Origin of the sequence: Sphaerisporangium rubeum (assembly GCF_014207705.1) — a bacterium.
GTDB classification, from domain to species: Bacteria; Actinomycetota; Actinomycetes; order Streptosporangiales; family Streptosporangiaceae; genus Sphaerisporangium; species Sphaerisporangium rubeum.
Genome location: NZ_JACHIU010000001.1, coordinates 668,014 through 683,410, shown reverse-complemented (window position 1 = coordinate 683,410; position 15,397 = coordinate 668,014). Strand labels below are relative to the sequence as shown.

15 protein-coding genes are annotated in these 15,397 nt (G+C 70.4%); 8 read left to right on the top strand and 7 right to left on the bottom strand.

What is annotated here, in order from left to right; all coding sequences use genetic code 11:
- The first annotated feature begins 98 nt into the window (after nucleotides 1-98).
- The 5 genes from BJ992_RS02650 to BJ992_RS02630 all read left to right on the top strand — a co-directional run bounded on the left by BJ992_RS02650 (nucleotide 99) and on the right by BJ992_RS02630 (nucleotide 5,473).
- Nucleotides 99-2,768 carry a sensor histidine kinase gene (locus BJ992_RS02650; protein ID WP_184978358.1) on the top strand — a complete coding sequence of 890 codons (2,670 nt, stop codon included), beginning with the start codon at nucleotides 99-101 and terminating at the stop codon, nucleotides 2,766-2,768.
- Complete coding sequence (locus BJ992_RS02645) at nucleotides 2,765-3,169, top strand: roadblock/LC7 domain-containing protein (RefSeq protein WP_184978357.1); 405 nt, start codon at nucleotides 2,765-2,767, stop codon at nucleotides 3,167-3,169. Before BJ992_RS02650 ends, BJ992_RS02645 begins: the two co-directional genes overlap by 4 nt.
- Nucleotides 3,166-3,540 carry a DUF742 domain-containing protein gene (locus BJ992_RS02640; RefSeq protein WP_184978356.1) on the top strand — a complete coding sequence of 125 codons (375 nt, stop codon included), beginning with the start codon at nucleotides 3,166-3,168 and terminating at the stop codon, nucleotides 3,538-3,540. The genes BJ992_RS02645 and BJ992_RS02640 overlap by 4 nt, the downstream gene beginning before the upstream one ends.
- Entirely contained in the window at nucleotides 3,521-4,093 is a 573-nt protein-coding gene (locus tag BJ992_RS02635; protein ID WP_184978355.1) for a GTP-binding protein, read from the top strand. Before BJ992_RS02640 ends, BJ992_RS02635 begins: the two co-directional genes overlap by 20 nt.
- Before the next feature lie 84 nt (nucleotides 4,094-4,177).
- On the top strand, nucleotides 4,178-5,473 hold the full coding sequence (locus tag BJ992_RS02630) for a sulfotransferase (protein ID WP_184978354.1): 1,296 nt from the start codon (nucleotides 4,178-4,180) through the stop codon (nucleotides 5,471-5,473).
- 4 nt (nucleotides 5,474-5,477) lie between these two features.
- On the opposite strand, the gene BJ992_RS02625 is transcribed toward BJ992_RS02630, so the two are convergent.
- From BJ992_RS02625 to xylA, 6 genes are all read right to left on the bottom strand, one after another.
- Complete coding sequence (locus BJ992_RS02625) at nucleotides 5,478-5,840, bottom strand: DUF742 domain-containing protein (protein ID WP_184978353.1); 363 nt, start codon at nucleotides 5,838-5,840, stop codon at nucleotides 5,478-5,480.
- The gene (locus BJ992_RS02620; protein ID WP_184987496.1) at nucleotides 5,840-6,226 is read right to left on the bottom strand and encodes a roadblock/LC7 domain-containing protein; all 387 of its coding nucleotides are present in this window, start codon (nucleotides 6,224-6,226) and stop codon (nucleotides 5,840-5,842) included. The genes BJ992_RS02625 and BJ992_RS02620 overlap by 1 nt, the downstream gene beginning before the upstream one ends.
- Before the next feature lie 2 nt (nucleotides 6,227-6,228).
- Nucleotides 6,229-8,328, bottom strand: coding sequence for a sensor histidine kinase (locus tag BJ992_RS02615; RefSeq protein ID WP_184978352.1), 2,100 nt, complete (start codon nucleotides 8,326-8,328; stop codon nucleotides 6,229-6,231).
- A gap of 238 nt (nucleotides 8,329-8,566) precedes the next feature.
- Nucleotides 8,567-9,118 carry a DUF998 domain-containing protein gene (locus tag BJ992_RS02610; protein WP_184978351.1) on the bottom strand — a complete coding sequence of 184 codons (552 nt, stop codon included), beginning with the start codon at nucleotides 9,116-9,118 and terminating at the stop codon, nucleotides 8,567-8,569.
- Between the two features lie 235 nt (nucleotides 9,119-9,353).
- Nucleotides 9,354-10,751 (bottom strand): xylulokinase, encoded by a 1,398-nt coding sequence (xylB, locus tag BJ992_RS02605; protein WP_184978350.1) that lies wholly within the window; start codon nucleotides 10,749-10,751, stop codon nucleotides 9,354-9,356.
- Nucleotides 10,748-11,899 (bottom strand): xylose isomerase, encoded by a 1,152-nt coding sequence (gene xylA, locus BJ992_RS02600; protein WP_184978349.1) that lies wholly within the window; start codon nucleotides 11,897-11,899, stop codon nucleotides 10,748-10,750. Before xylA ends, xylB begins: the two co-directional genes overlap by 4 nt.
- A 170-nt stretch (nucleotides 11,900-12,069) precedes the next feature.
- Between xylA and BJ992_RS02595 the strand changes: the two genes are divergently transcribed.
- Together BJ992_RS02595 and BJ992_RS02590 are read left to right on the top strand one after the other, a co-directional pair.
- On the top strand, nucleotides 12,070-13,221 hold the full coding sequence (locus BJ992_RS02595) for an ROK family transcriptional regulator (protein WP_246496502.1): 1,152 nt from the start codon (nucleotides 12,070-12,072) through the stop codon (nucleotides 13,219-13,221).
- Nucleotides 13,222-13,344: 123 nt separating this feature from the next.
- Nucleotides 13,345-13,854: a VOC family protein gene (locus BJ992_RS02590; RefSeq protein WP_184978347.1), complete on the top strand. Its 510-nt coding sequence runs from the start codon at nucleotides 13,345-13,347 to the stop codon at nucleotides 13,852-13,854.
- A gap of 114 nt (nucleotides 13,855-13,968) precedes the next feature.
- Here BJ992_RS02590 and BJ992_RS02585 read toward each other — a convergent pair whose 3' ends face one another.
- Nucleotides 13,969-14,388, bottom strand: a complete 420-nt coding sequence (locus tag BJ992_RS02585; protein WP_221474662.1) for a hypothetical protein — start codon at nucleotides 14,386-14,388, stop codon at nucleotides 13,969-13,971.
- 145 nt (nucleotides 14,389-14,533) lie between these two features.
- Between BJ992_RS02585 and BJ992_RS02580 the strand changes: the two genes are divergently transcribed.
- On the top strand, nucleotides 14,534-15,247 hold the full coding sequence (locus BJ992_RS02580) for a TetR/AcrR family transcriptional regulator (protein WP_184978346.1): 714 nt from the start codon (nucleotides 14,534-14,536) through the stop codon (nucleotides 15,245-15,247).
- Nucleotides 15,248-15,397: the final 150 nt, after the last annotated feature.

The window sequence follows — 15,397 nt, the reverse complement described above, 5'->3', positions numbered from 1 at the left end:
GTACGCCGGAACCTTATCGGTGCTAGCCTTCTGAGCGATCTTCCGGAGGTGCATTCCCCCCAAATGCGGCAAGATCCTCCCGGCGCGCAGGAGTCACCATGAGTTCTGGAAAGCGGTCGATCCGCTTCAAGATCTTTTCATTGCTGCTCCTACCACTGCTTTCGTTAAGCGCGCTATGGGGCTTCGTCCTCAATCTGACCGTCGGGGACGGCCTGTCGCTGATGCGGGCCAACACCATCTACCAGAGCCTCGGACTCACTTCCACGGACCTGGGGCTCCAGGTTCAGGCCGAACGTTCCGTCTCCGCCACCGCGTCCGGGTCCGCGCCGCAGCAGCAGGACCGCATGGCGGCCCAGCGCCGCGCCACCGACGCCTCCCTCGCCAAGTTCCGCGCCGCCGCGTTGTCCGGCGACACGCGCAGCGCCTCGAACGACGCCACACGGGACGCGACGACGGCCCTGCTCAACGAGCTGGAGCAGCTTCCCGGCATCCGGGCCAACGTGGACAGCGGCCAGTCCACGCGCCTCGCCACCATCCAGGCGTACAACCAGATCATGGACGGCGTCTTCCGCCTGTACGACCGCATGGTCTCGGTCCCTGACCTGTCCATCTTCGAGCAGGCCGGCGCGATGCAGTCCATGGGCCAGGCCCGCGAGATCATCGCCAGGGAGAACGCGCTCGTCACCGCGGCCATCGCACGCGACGGCCTGTCCGACGCCGAGTACGAGGCGTTCGCCGAGTGGGTGGCCAACCGGCGCTTCCAGTACGCCAAGGGCATGGCGATGCTCGAACCGGACCTGCGCAAGCCGTACGAGGAGGTCTTCGCCTCCCCGACGTTCAAACGCTTCATCACGATGGAGCAGGACATCATCGACCGGGCCAGGGCCACCGGCCCGCTGCCTCCGTCGGTGAGCCGCTGGCAGGCCATCACCGACAACCTGTCCGCGATGCTCGACCAGGTCGGCAGCAAGGCCTCCGGCGCGCTGGCCGACCGCGCGCTGAGCGTCGCCACCGGCATCCTCCTGCGCATCGGCATCGCCGGCGGCCTCGGCCTGATCGCCGTGGTCGCGTCCATCGTCATCTCGGTGCGCTTCGGCCGCCGCCTCATCCGCGAGCTGGCCGACCTGCGCAACTCCGCGCGCGAGCTGGCCGGGGTACGCCTGCCGCGGGTCGTCGACCGCCTGCGCAAGGGTGAGGAGGTCGACGTCGAGGCCGAGGCCCCGCCGATCCCCGGTGGCGACTCCGCCGAGGTGCACGACGTCGCCGAGGCGTTCGGCTCGGTGCAGCGCACCGCCGTGCGGGCCGCCGTGGAGCAGGCCGACCTGCGCAGAGGCGTCAGCCAGGTGTTCCTCAACCTGGCGCGGCGCAAGCAGGGGCTGCTGCACCGGCAGCTGCGGCTGCTCGACACCATGCAGCGCCGCGCGTCCGACCCCGAGGCGCTGGAGGACCTGTTCCAGCTCGACCACCTCACCACGCGCATGCGCCGCCACGCGGAAAGCCTGATCATCCTGTCCGGCGCCGCTCCCGGCCGCGCGTGGCGCAAGCCCGTGCCGGTGATGGACGTGGTGCGCGCCGCGGTCGCCGAGGTGGAGGGCTACACACGGGTCAACGTGTTCCCCCTGCCGAACGCGTTCGTCGCCGGTGCGGCGGTCGCCGACATCATCCACCTGATCGCCGAGCTGATCGAGAACGCCACCGTGTTCTCGCCGCCGCGCACCCGCGTGCAGGTGCGCGGCGATTCGGTGGCCAACGGCTTCGTCGTCGAGATCGAGGACCGCGGCCTCGGTCTCAGCCCGGAGGAGTACGCCTCCATCAACCAGCGGCTCGCGCAGCCGCCGGAGTTCGACCTCGCCGACAGCGACCGTCTCGGCCTGTTCGTCGTGGGCCAGCTCGCCGCGCGCAACAACGTGAGCGTCGTGCTGCGCGCGTCCCCGTACGGCGGCACGACGGCCATCGTGCTCATCCCGCGCCAGATCGTGTCCGACGACGCCTCCCCCGCTCCGCTGCTCGTCGCCGACACCGGCCCCCGCCACGCACGCGGCCCGCTCCCCGTGCTGTCCGCCGCGGAGGCGACGGACACGGCAGGAACGGCGAGGACGGCGGACGCACCGGCCGCGGCAGGCGAGGTAGACAAACCGGCCGAGGAGTCACCCTCGCCGTACTTCACCCCCGCGCGGACCGGCGACAGCCCGTCGCTGACCGTCGTCCCGGGCCTGGTGAACAGCGACGACGGCCCCGCCACCGACCCCGCCATCACGGCGATCACCGACACCGGGCCACCGTCCACGGTGCCGCCGCAGCGGACCCCGGCACCCAAACCCAAGGCGGCCGGCACCCACGCCGGCCTTCCCCGCCGGGTGCGGCAGGCCAGCATGGCGCCGCAACTGCGGGACAACAAGCAGCAGGACAGCAGGACCCGGGAGGCCGCCACGCCTCTCGCCGCCCCGACCCCCTCCGCCGACACCGGCCCCACCGCCCCGGAACGCTCTCCCGACGAGACGCGCGCCATGTTCTCGGCCTTCCAGCAAGGCGGACGCCGCGGACGGCTGGAATCGGAACAGGATCCTGGTGAGAACTCCGCGGCACAGCACGACCGGCCGAATGAGCACCTGAGCAGGCACGACGGCGCGCAGACGCCGCCGGAGGCCGCGCGCGGCGAAGGCGAGGAGCCTTCGGAACGCGCGGACCGGCGTGACCCACAGCGCGGGCTGCGCGACCATAGTGAGGGCTACGTCCATCAGGCGACCGGCGAGAAGGGTGACGAATGACTGGCAATGTCTCGCCAAACGGCGAACTCAACTGGCTTCTGGACGATCTGATCAGCAGGGTCGCCGCCGTGCGCCAGGCCGTCATCCTGTCTACCGACGGCCTGGTCGTCGGGGCCTCCTCGGGCTTCGGCCGCGAGGACGCCGAGCACCTGTCGGCCGTCGCGTCCGGCTTCCAGAGCCTCGCGCGCGGCGCGGGCCGCCACTTCGGCGGCGGCGAGGTGCGGCAGACCATCGTCGAGATGGAGAGCGCGTTCCTGTTCGTGACCGCGGCCGGCACCGGCACGTGCCTCGCGGTGCTCAGCAGCGCCGACGCCGACGTGGGCCACATCGCCTACGAGATGGCCATGCTCGTCAAGCGGGTCGGCCAGCACATCTCCACCAACCCGCGGACGGCGCCATGACCCTCAGCGGAGAGCAGTGGCTGGACGAGGAGGCGGGCCCCGTCGTCCGTCCCTACGCGCTGATCCGTGGCCGCACCCGGTCGTCCGCCGACGATCTCGACCTGATCGCTATGGTCACCGCGACCGGTGCTCCGTACACTGGCGAGGCCGGTCTCGGGCCTGAGGAGCAGCGCATCCTCGACCTGTGCGAACGGCCGATGTCGGTCGCGGACATCGCCTCCGAGATCGACCTGCCGCTCGGCGTGGTCCGTGTGCTCCTCGGCGATCTCCACGACCACGGCATGATCGGCGTGCAGGCCCCCGCGCATCGGGGACCGCGGCCGAACGAGCGCCTTCTCAAGGAAGTGATCAATGGCTTACGAGCACTCTGAGGAGCCCGTCGCCCTCAAGATCCTGGTGGCGGGCGGCTTCGGCGTGGGGAAGACCACGCTGGTCGGGGCGATCAGCGAGATCCGTCCGCTGCGCACCGAAGAGGTGCTGTCCGACCGCGGCATCGGCGTCGACGACCTCGACGGGGTCGAGACCAAGACGACCACCACCGTGGCGATGGACTTCGGCCGCATCACCATCCGCGAGGGCCTCGTGGTGTACCTGTTCGGCACCCCCGGACAGGAGCGTTTCTGGTTCATGTGGGATGAGTTGTCCTACGGCGCGCTCGGCGCCGTCGTGCTCGCCGACACCCGCCGCCTCACCGACTGCTTCCCCTCGATCGACTACTTCGAGCAGCGCGGCACACCGTTCATCGTGGCCGTCAACTGCTTCGACGGCGCCGACCGCCACGAGGCCGAGGACGTGCGCATCGCGCTGGACCTCGACCCCGAGGTGCCGGTCATCATGTGTGACGTGCGCCGCCGCGCCTCCGCCAAGATCGTGCTCGTCACGCTCGTCGAGCACGCGCTGCACACACTCACCCCCGCCGGATAGGAACCCTCTCGGCCCCAGCTCCACCCGCACCCCCCTTCGCCGTCCGCACCGGCGACCCCCTCTCATCACCGGATCGGAGTCGCCGTGTACAAAGGCGTCCCTCAACCGCGAACCGAAGAACTGACCGAACGCGCCAGAGACTGGCAGAACCCCCGGCTGCCGATCGAGTTACGCACCGCCAACCTCGTCCTGCGGCCGTTCGGCTCGCGCCTGTGGCGGTTCGACCCCGAGGTACTCAAGGCCAAGGCCCGCAAGCGCACCGGCCTGACCGACTTCGGGGACCTCGCGCCGCTGGACGAGCCGTTGGAGCTCCTGTGCCGCGGCGTCAACGAGGTGACCGAGTTCCACCCTTTCGGCCGATTGTCGATGTACTCGACGATCCTGAGCGCGCTGTCGAACCGATTACGGCTGGAGGACCTCGCCAAGCGGCGGCCCGAGGCGTTCGAGCAGCCGGTCGAGGGCCCCATCGTCGTCGCCGGACTGGTGCGCAGCGGCACGAGTTTCCTGCAGCGCCTCATGGCCGAGGACCCCGGCCTGCGTTTCATCCCGTTCTGGGAGATGGTGAACCCGCTGCCGTTCGGGGACGCCGCCGAGCCGGTGCCTGATCCCGACCCGCGCATCGCGGCCGGCGCCAGGATCATCAGGTACATGCACCGGTCGTCCCCCGAGATGGTCAAGATGCACGAGATGGACAACGAGGCCGCGGAAGAAGAACTCGGCATCCTCGCCATGGGCTTCTGCTCGATGCAGTTCGAGGCGACGGCGCCGATGCTGCCGGACTACATGAAGTGGTACACCGGCACCGACCACACCGCCGGGTACGCCTACCTGCGGCGCGTGCTGCAGGCCATGGCCTGGATCCGGCCGACCGGCAGACGCTGGCTGCTGAAGTCGCCGCAGCACATGGAGCAGTTCAAGCCTCTCACCGCGGCGTTCCCCGACGCCACCGTCGTGCAGACCCATCGCGACCCCGTGCGCAGCGTGTTGTCCACCGGCAGCCTGCTGGCGTACTCGTACCGGCAGGCCTACGCGCACCCCAATCCCCACCTCGTGGGACGCCAGGCCGTCATCATGACAGAACGGCTGCTGCGCGGCGCCGTACGCGACCGCGACCCCGCCGACGACCGGTTCGTCGACGTCAAGTTCGCCGAGCTGAACGCCGATCCGATTGGAACGGTCCGCCGTATCTACGACCGGGCCGGTGCCGAGCTGACCCCCGAGGCGGAACGACGCCTGAAGGAATGGCTGCCGAAGAACGCGCGCGGCAAGCACGGTGAACATGTCTACACGGCCGCTGACCTCGGCCTGGACCCCGACGAACTACGGGAACGGTTCGCCTTCTACTACGAGCACTTCGACGTGCCGCACGAGTCCCTGTGAACGTCTAGAGGGTCTTGAGGCCGTCCAGGACCTCGCGCAGCAGGTCGGCGCGAGGCGTCGAGCCAGAAGGCTTCGGGGCCCTGGACCGGATCAGACCTTGGTCACGCAGGTCGGCGAGCAGCAGGCGCAGCACACCGAGCGGCAGGTCCAGGTCGGCGGCCACCTCGGCCACCGGCCTGGACCGGCGCACCAGGGTCAGCAGGCGCCGGTGCTCGGGCCCGAGGCCCGTGGCGGCCTCCGGCACCCCCACGCCGGTGGCCACGACCAGTGTCAGCAAGTCGAACGACGACGCCGGCGGCGGCGTCCTGCCGCCGGCCAGCGCGAACGGCCGGACCACCGGCACGTCGTCGATCCACTCGCCGTCCATCACACCGAACCACGCGGATGGGTCGTCAGATGCTGACCCATCCGGCCGACCAGCCGCGCCATCTCATACGCGATGAGACCCGCGTCGGCCTCCATGCCGCTCATCACCGCGAGGCAACTGCCGTTCCCCGCGGCCGTCACGAACAACAGCGCCGCCTCCATCTCCACGATGGTCTGCCGCACCGCGCCGCCGCCGAACCGCAGCCCCGCGCCTTTGGCGAGGCTCTGGAAGCCGGCGGCGACCGCCGACAGATGCTCGGAGTCCTCCCGGCTGAGGCCGCCTGACGCCGCCACACGCAGCCCGTCGTTGGACAGGATGATCGCGTGCCGGACCTCCGTCACCCGCGCCACGAAATCGTCGAGGAGCCAGTTCAGCTCGGTCGACATCGTCACATCCCCTCATCGTCTTCGTCGGTCCTGTCCCGCGGCCCCGTCCGCGTGAGATTCGTCAGCGCCGGCCCGGCGTCCGCGGGCTCCTCCGGGGTGTCCGGCCGCCTGAGCTGGGGTGCCAGGTGTGCCTGGCGCACGCGACGCGGCAGGGCCTTGCCGCTCGCACTCGTGATCCGCGTGACCCGCGCCTGCCCGGACGAGGCGACCTCACGCACGGCCGGCGCGGCGATCAGCGTGTCGGGGATCAGCACGATCGCGGTCGTGCCGCCGTACGGGGAGCCGCGCAGCTCCACCGCGATGCCGTGCCGCGCGGCGAGCCGTCCCGTGACGTGCAGGCCGAGCCGTTCGGTGACCGTCGCGTCGAACTCCGGCGGTCGCGACAGCCTCGCGTTGATCGCGTCCCGCTCCTGCGGGGTCAGGCCGGCCCCTCGGTCCTCCACCTCGACCGCGATGCCTCTGGCCGCCTCCTCGGCGCGCACGGACACCTCGCCGCGGGAGAACACGGTGGCGTTCTCGACCAGCTCGGCGAGCAGATGGATGACGTCGGCCGCCGCGCCGCCGCCGACCGCCACGTCAGGCATGGGGTACACGTGCACCCTGGTGTAGTCCTCGACCTCCGCGACCGCGGCGCGCAGCACGTCGGCCAGCGGCACCTCGCGCGCGAACGTACGGCCAGGCGACCCTCCCGACAGGATGACCAGGCCCTCGGCCTGCCGCCGCATGCGGGTGGTGAGGTGGTCCGCGCGGAACAGCTCACGCAGCGTCTCGGGGTCCTCGATGCGCCGCTGCATGCCGTCGAGCAGCTTGAGCTGACGTTGCAGCAACGTCTGGCTGCGCCGCGCGAGGTTGCGCAGCGCCGTGCCGGTCGCGTCGCGCAGCGTGGCCTGTTCCACCGCGGCCTCCACCGCCGTGCGCCGCACCGACGCGAACGCCGCACCGAGGTCACGCAGCTCCGTGGTGGTCCCGGTGACGCCGACCGGCGGGGCCTCGGCGTCCACGTCCACCTGCTCTCCTCGCCGCAGGCGGCCGATCACGCGTGGCAGCCGCACCCCGGCGAGCTCGGTCGCGGCGTCACGCAGCTCACCGATCTCCCTGGTCAGCCCGCGGCCCACCCGGAACGCCACGACGAGCGAGACGACGACGGCCACCAGCCCGAGCACCCCCGCGAGCCCCGCGCGCACGTACGTCGCGACCGCGGCGGGCTCGGCGCTCGCGGCCAGCGCGTCCCCCGTCCGCGTGAGCGTGACCTGGTAGGCGGCCTCGATGGCGTCGGCGGCCTCGCGCCACGCCGCGTGGGGGAACACACGGCCCTGGTCGGCGAGGATCTGCTCCTCCATGGTGACGAAGCGCTGGTAGGTCTGCGAACGTTCCAGCTCGTCGAACGGCGCACGCAACGTCTCGTCCAGGTCCGCCAGGCCTTGGGAGAACAGGAAGCGCCGGGTGGCGGCGAGCTGCGCGAACGAACGGTACTCGTCCGGTGAGAGCGCGCGTGAGCCGATCAGCACGCCGCTGACCAGGCCGCGTTCCCGCGACAGGAGGTCCTTGGCGTGGCCGAGCGCCGCCACGGCCCGCGACTGCCGGTACAGAGGCAGGTCGTCGGCGACCGTCATGCCGGCCACGAGCCGCTGCATGGCGTCGGGGAAGCGGCCGAACTCGACCGTCAGCGCGGCCTGGTCCAGCACACCGGCGTCGACGGCCGACCTGGCCGCGTCCAGCCGTCCCATCATCACGATCATCTTGTCGAACCTGGTCCGCATCACCGGGGTCGACAACTCGGCCTGCGCCGCGTCGCTCAGCGCCAGGTCACGGAACCTCGCGCGGACGTCGTCCACGATTTCACGCTGCCGTACCATCGCGTCCTTGCGCTCGGCCGACCTCGCGCCGAGCCATTCCGCCGTGAGGACATGCTCCCGCTGCATGGCGATGGCCACGTCGTCACCCGGTTTGGTGATGTTCGCATAGAGAGAGGCGACCGCGAACATGCTGGCCGACTCCTTCGTGGTCACGCTCGCCCCGAACACCCAGAGGGCCATCAGGGACAGCAGCGGGATCACGAGCAGTGCGGTGATCTTGAACCGGATGGATCTGCTCGTCGCCATGACACCTCATCGGTTCGCGGGTTCGGCCGGAGACCGGTTATCCGAGGGTGAAGATCGGCGACGAGATTAGCACTGGGAGTGGTGTTTCTTATGAGGCATTTGTGAAATAGCGCCAAATAGACCTATCTGTCATCGATGTCGCAAATTCGGCAAACCCCGCCACCAATAACCCTCGCACCCGCGGCCCACCGCAGGCCGGGGTCGCGCGCCACCGCGCGCGACCCCACCTCCGACCTCCCTACGCGAGGTCCCGCACCGCGACCCCCGCGGCTTCCGGCAGCACGACCCGCGCCTCGACCTCGTCGCCGACCCGCCGGCCCGCGTCCTCCCACGCCACCCGGGTCAGATGCGCCGCGACGAGCGCCAGCACCGCCGTCTCCACCCCGAGAAGCGTCCACTCGACAAGCCCGACAAGCACCCCGTGTCCCGGAAGCGACACATAAGTCAGTACGGCCAGCGACCCACCGGCCCCGAGCGCCAGCCACTCCAGCGGCCGGGCGATGGCACGCCACCGCTCGTCCTCGGCGAACCGCCGCGACATCAACGCCGCCGCACCCGCCATCGCCACCATCGCCACCAGCAGCGCCGCCTCGGCCACGCGGGTCCCCGGCACGAGCGACGCCACAACGGCCCCGACGCCGTAGACCGGCATCAGCCACTGAGCCCACCCGTCGACCGGCCCCCGCACGGCCCACATCCCGACCACGAGCACCAGCGACGACACCCCGAGCACCCCGAGCGCCGCCGCCGCGTGGCCCCCGTCCAGGGACGCGTACCGCGCGACAGACATGTCGGCCATCCCGGCAGGCCCACCGACCCGGCCGGCGACCAACGACAAAGAAGCACCGAGCACACCAACCCCCGCGATCAGGGGGTAAAGCCTTCTCAGGGGAACCATGCCTCAAGACTCCCCCAAAGAAGCCATCTAAGACATCCGTTTTATCCCTGACCCGACCCTGAGCCGACCCCTGACGGATGCGACCCGAGACCCCCTCGCCGGTCCCGGGTCGCACGCCTTCATGGGGTCAGGCCATGGCGGCGACCTCCGTGTAGCGTTCGCGCAGCCCAGGCACCCGATCGGCCTGGTAGGACTCCGGCTCGCCGGACTCCCAGGCGGGGGGCTCGGCGGTGCCGGCGAGGAGCCAGGCCGCCTGGCGGGCCGCGCCGTCGGCGACGTACTCCCCGGGTTCGGGGACCAGCACGGGCCGGCCGAACACCGACGGCGCGATGCGGCGTACGGCCTCCGACCGCGCGCCGCCACCGATGAGCAGCACACGGCTCGGCTCCAGGCCGATGGCGTCGAGGCCGTCCGCGAGGCCGCACAGCATGCCTTCGACCGCGGCCCGCGCCAGGTGCGCCGGCGTCGCGTTCGACAGCCTCAGCCCGTGCACGGACCCGGTGGCGTCCGGTTTGTTCGGCGTGCGCTCCCCCTCCAGGTACGGCACGAGCACGAGCCCGTCCGCGCCGGGAGGCGACTGCAACGCCAGGTCCGACAGCTCACCGACGCTCACCCCGAGCATGGCCGCCGCGGCGTCCAGCACCCGAGCGGCGTTCAACGTGCAGACCAGCGGCAGATACCGTCCGGTGGCGTCCGCGAACCCCGCGATCACCCCGGACGCGTCATGACTCGGCGCGTCCGAGCACGCGAACACCGTGCCGGACGTCCCGATCGACACGACCACGTCTCCGGGCCGCAGCCCGACCCCGAGCGCCGCCGCCATGTTGTCCCCGGTCCCCGGGGCCAGCCGTACCGACTCCGCTCCGGGGAACAGCGACCCGTCCACCACACCGGCCTGTCCCACCGGGTCGAGCACCCGAGGCACCAGCGGCGTGTGACCCAACGCCAGCTTGAGCAGATCGGTCCGGTACGTCCCGGTCGCCGGCGACCAGTATCCCGTCCCGGAGGCATCCCCCCGGTCGGTGGTCAGCGAGCCGATCTCCCCGGCCCCGGCCAGCCGCCACGTCAGCCAGTCGTGCGGCAACCCGACCGCTGCCGTACGGCGCGCGTTGTCGGGCTCGTGCTCGGCCAGCCACCGCAGCTTCGTCACCGTGAACGACGCCACCGGCACGCTGCTCACCGCGTCGGCCCACGCCTGCGCACCGCCGAGCTCGGTGATCAGCTCCTCGGCCGCACGCGCGGAACGGGTGTCGTTCCACAGCAACGCCTCACGGACGACCCCGCCGTCCTCGTCGAGGGCCACCATGCCGTGCTGCTGCGCGCCGACCGACAGGGCCGCCACACCGTCGAGCCCACCGGCCTCGGCGACGGCCTGACGCAGCGCCGTCCACCAGTGGTCGGGATGCACCGCGGTCCCCGGGGGATGGGGGGCCCGGCCCTCACGGACCAGTGCCCCCGTCTCCGCGTCCCGGACGACCACCTTGCAGCTCTGCGTCGATGAGTCGATCCCGGCGACCAGTGTCATCCGCGTACTCCGAGCAGGTGCTCGAGCGCGAGCTGGTTGAGGTGGGTGAAGTGGAACCCCCGCTCGGCCGCCTTGTCGATGTCGAAGTCGTCCTTGGCCAGGTCCGCGTACGTCTCACCAGGCGCGAGGGTCGGCTGCGCCAGCTCGGTCACGCGGGAGTCGGCGAGGGCCTGCTGCACCTCGGGGTCGGCGCGGAACGCGGCCGACTTGGCCTTCAGGATGAGGTACGTCCGCATGTTGGCGGCGGCCGACACCCACACGTCCTCGGGGTCCTCGGTGCGCAGCGGCTTGTAGTCGAAGTGCCGCGGCCCGTCGTACCCGCCGTTCTCCAGCAGGTCCACCAGGAAGAACGCGCTCTTCACGTCACCGTGACCGAAGACGAGGTCCTGGTCGTACTTCGGCCCGTGCTGGCCGTTCAGGTCGAGGTGGAAGAGCTTGCCGTGCCACAGGGCCTGCGCGATGCCGTGCACGAAGTTGAGCCCGGCCATCTGCTCGTGACCGACCTCGGGGTTGAGGCCGACCATCTCCGGGTGCTCCAGGTCGTTGATCAGCGCGAGCGCGTGGCCGATGGTCGGCAGCAGGATGTCGCCGCGCGGCTCGTTCGGCTTCGGCTCGAGCGCGAACCGGATGTCGTAGCCCTTGTCGATGACGTACTGGCACAGGAAGTCGAGCCCTTCCTTGTACCGGTCGAGCGCCGCCTTGACGTCCTTGGCGGCGTCGGACTCCGCACCCTCACGGCCACCCCAGCAGACGTACGTGGTGGCGCCGAGCTCCGCCGCGAGGTCCACGTTGCGGATGACCTTGCGCAGCGCGTACCGCCGCACGTCGCGGTCGTTGCTCGTGAACGCGCCGTCCTTGAACACCGGGTGGGTGAACAGGTTGGTGGTGGCCATGGGGACCTTGAGCCCCGTGCCCTCCAGGGCCTTCTTGAACGCCGCGACGGCCTTGTCCCGGTCCGGCTCGGTGGCAAGCAGGTCGTCGTCGTGGAAGGTGACGCCGTACGCGCCGAGCTCGGCGAGCCGGTTGACCGACTCCACCGGGTCGAGCGGAGGCCGGGAGGCGTCACCGAAGGGGTCGCGCGCCTGCCAGCCGACCGTCCACAGACCGAAGGTGAACTTGTCTTCTTTCTTGGGTGTGTACGCGTCCACTGTCTGGCATCTCCTGCTCGAACGTATTTAGTCTAGGTTGTGGACTAAATATCAGCCGCGCGGCGCGACAGGTCAAGAGGCAAGGGTCCGTGACTTCACGGAGAAGGGAGCCTGGTTGTGATCGGAGCCGGAGAGAACCCCTGATGGCGCAGGCCCTACGGCACGGAACGATGCGCGCGGGCAACCTCGCGCTCGTCCTCGGCGAACTCGACCGCCACGGCCCCCTGACCCGCGCCGCGCTCGCCGACGGCACCGGCCTGACCAAGACCACCGTGTCGAAGCTCGTCGGCGACCTCATCGACGCCGGCCTCGCGGTGGAGTCCGGCGCCGTCCGCGACGGCGAACGCGGCCGGCCCGGCACCGCCGTCCGCCTCAGCGGCCACCGCGTCGCCGCTCTCGGCCTGGAGATCAACGTCGACTACCTGGCCGCCTGCCTGGTGGACCTCACCCGCGAGATCCGCGTCACCCGCACCCACCCTGTGGACAACCGTTCCCTCCCCCCGTCCGAGGCCATAGCCCTCCTCCGCTCCCTCGCCACCACCGTCCTCACCGAGGCCGCAACCCTCGGCCTGACCATCGCCGGCGCCGTGGTGGCCCTCCCCGGCCCGGTGAACCCCGCCACCGGCGCCGTCCACCGCGCACCCAACCTCGGCTGGCACGACGTCGCCGTCACCGACATCCTCGACCTCCCCCTCCCCGTGACCGTCGACAACGAAGCCAACCTCGCCGCGCTCGGCGAACTGTGGTTCGGCCACGGCCCGTCCCTCGGAGACTTCCTCCACGTCTCCGGTGAGATCGGCATCGGCGCCGGCCTGGTCGTCGCCGGCGACCTTTTCCGCGGCGCACACGGCTTCGCCGGCGAACTCGGCCACGTCGTCGTCACCCCCGACGGCCCCCCTTGCCGCTGCGGCGGCTCCGGCTGCCTGGAACGCTACGCCGGCCAGGATGCCCTGCTGTCCAGCGGCCAGACCCTCAGCGACCTGGTGACCCGCCTCCAAGCCTCCGACCCCGAAGCCGTCACCGCCTGCACCCAAGCCGGCACCGCCTTAGGCATAGCCCTCACCACCGCCGTCAACCTCTTCGACCCCGACACCATCGTCCTCGGCGGCATCTACGCCCCCTTGTTCCCCTGGATCTCCACCCCCGCCGCCAGAACTCTCCACGACCGCCTCAACCAGATGCACCCCAAGGTCCCCACCTTGATCGTCTCCGCCGCCGGCACCAATGCCGCCCCCTTAGGCGCCGCCGGCTCAGTGATCCAACAGGTGATAGCCGACCCCATGCCCCACATCGAATCCCCCCTCACCACCCCCACCCCATGACCCGCTCCACTTCCCTCTGATCACGCGTCTCGACCAGTGCCCCACCTCCTCACCTCTCCTACGCACCCCGTGCATCCATCGACTAGATTTAGTTGAGAGTTGAACTACTTCCTGGGAGGACCCATGGCCGTCCGCCGCCTCAACCACGCCGTCCTCTACGTCCGCGACGTGGACCGCAGTGTCGCCTTCTACCAGGAAGCCCTGGGCTTCCGCGTAGTCATGTCCATGCCAGGCGCCGCCTTCCTCCAGGCCCCCGCCTCCCAGAACGACCACGACCTCGGCCTCTTCCAGATAGGCCCCCAAGCCACAGCCTCCCAAGCCGGCCGCGCCACGGTAGGCCTCTACCACCTCGCCTGGGAGGTCGAAACCCTCGACGACCTCCAGCGAACCGCCACCAAACTCACCGACCTAGGCGCACTGGCAGGCGCCTCCGACCACTCCACCACAAAGGCCCTCTACGCCAAGGACCCCGACGGCCTCGAATTCGAGGTCTCCTGGCTCGTCCCCGCAAGCCTCCTCACCGACGAAACCCTCGCCGGCCGCTCCAAGATCCGTCCTCTGGACATCCAAAAGGAGATCGCCCGCTACGGCGCCGACACCCCCGGCGGCATAGGAATCTCCGTCCCCGCGTGACGGACCCCGCCACCATCACTCGCGTCGGCGCCTGGTCTCCCCATCACCTTCATGCCGGGCCACCGGCGACCTGTTTCGCGGCAGGACGCCGCGGCCCGGCGGACCGTACGCCGTTCACCGGCCGGAGACGCCGGTCCGCCAGCTCGACCAGCCCCGGCACAGCACGTAGGCGATCACGGTCGTCACCGTGACGGCGAGATCGATGAAGGCGGTCATCGGTGCGTCCGGCATGTCCCACCTCGCGAACGCGTAGACGGTGATCGCGAGCTTCTGAGCGATCAGCAGTTCCCACAGGCCCCACTGCCGGCGCGGTTCGATGGCCAAGATGAACCACAGCCCGGCGAAGACGACGTAGGCGAACGTCCGCCACGCCTCGGTGATGACCCGGTCGTCCGACACGTTCAGCATGATCGAGATCGATCCCGCGAACGCGACGAGTGTCGCGATCCCGTCCATCCCCATCAGTACCCGTCCGACCCGGTCGGCCCAGGCAGCCGGCCGAGTGACGGCCGGAACGCCGACGTCAACGCTCATGAGAACTCCTCTTGTGGAAGGTGGACGTCGCGCCGACGCGCGAGCCGCAGGCAGCCCATCCGACAGCGACGCCGATTAGCTTCAGTTACGGTCATTAACCGTAGCGTCGATCCGTAGCCAAAGCAACGCCACTACACTTCGACTCATGTCCATGGACGCCGACACCGGCCACCTGTCCCGCCGCGAACGGCTCCGAAGGCAGACCACCGAGGAAATCAAGGAACGCGCCTTCGGACTGCTCGACAGCGGCGGTACCGACGAGGTGTCCATAGCCGCGGTGAGCAAGGCCATGGGCATGAGCCCCCCGGCCCTGTACCGCTACTTCTCGTCCCGCGAAGCCCTGCTGGACGCACTGGTGGTCGACGCCTACACCGACCTCGGCACCACCGTCGCCTCCGCCGCGACCACCGGACCAGCCGAGGACGCCCCAAGCAGGATCGCCGCGATCGTCCACGCCTGGCGCCACTGGGCCCTGACCCACCCACGCCGCTACGCGATGCTGTTCTCCGACCGCCCCTCCGCACAGGACCCACCAGAAGGCGTCACCGCGGTCAACCAAGCCATGCTCGTCCTCCTGGAAGCCCTCCAGGACCTCTCCCCCCCAGCCCCCGGCGACGCCACCCCCCTGGACGAGTCGTTGCTCCGCTGGCGGCACGCACTAGGCGCCTCCAGCCGAATCACCCCACCGGCCCTACGCCACGGCGTACTGACCTGGTCCCGGATCCACGGCCTCGTCTCCCTCGAGCTCGCCGGCGCCTTCACCGCCATGGGCCTGGACGCCGAGCTCCTGATCGCCACCGAGATCCAGGCCCTCATCCCGACAGCCGGCAACGGCACGGCCCCCGTCCGACGAGACTGACGTTCGAGAACTTCGAGAACTTCGAGAACGGGGACGGGCCTCATCCGAGCGTCCGGGGCCTTCACGCAACCATGAGGCCCCACACATGCCGGTTCGGTGATTGTCCCGGCACGAAGTGCGGAAGATCGGAGAGACTTGACGCGAAGGCTC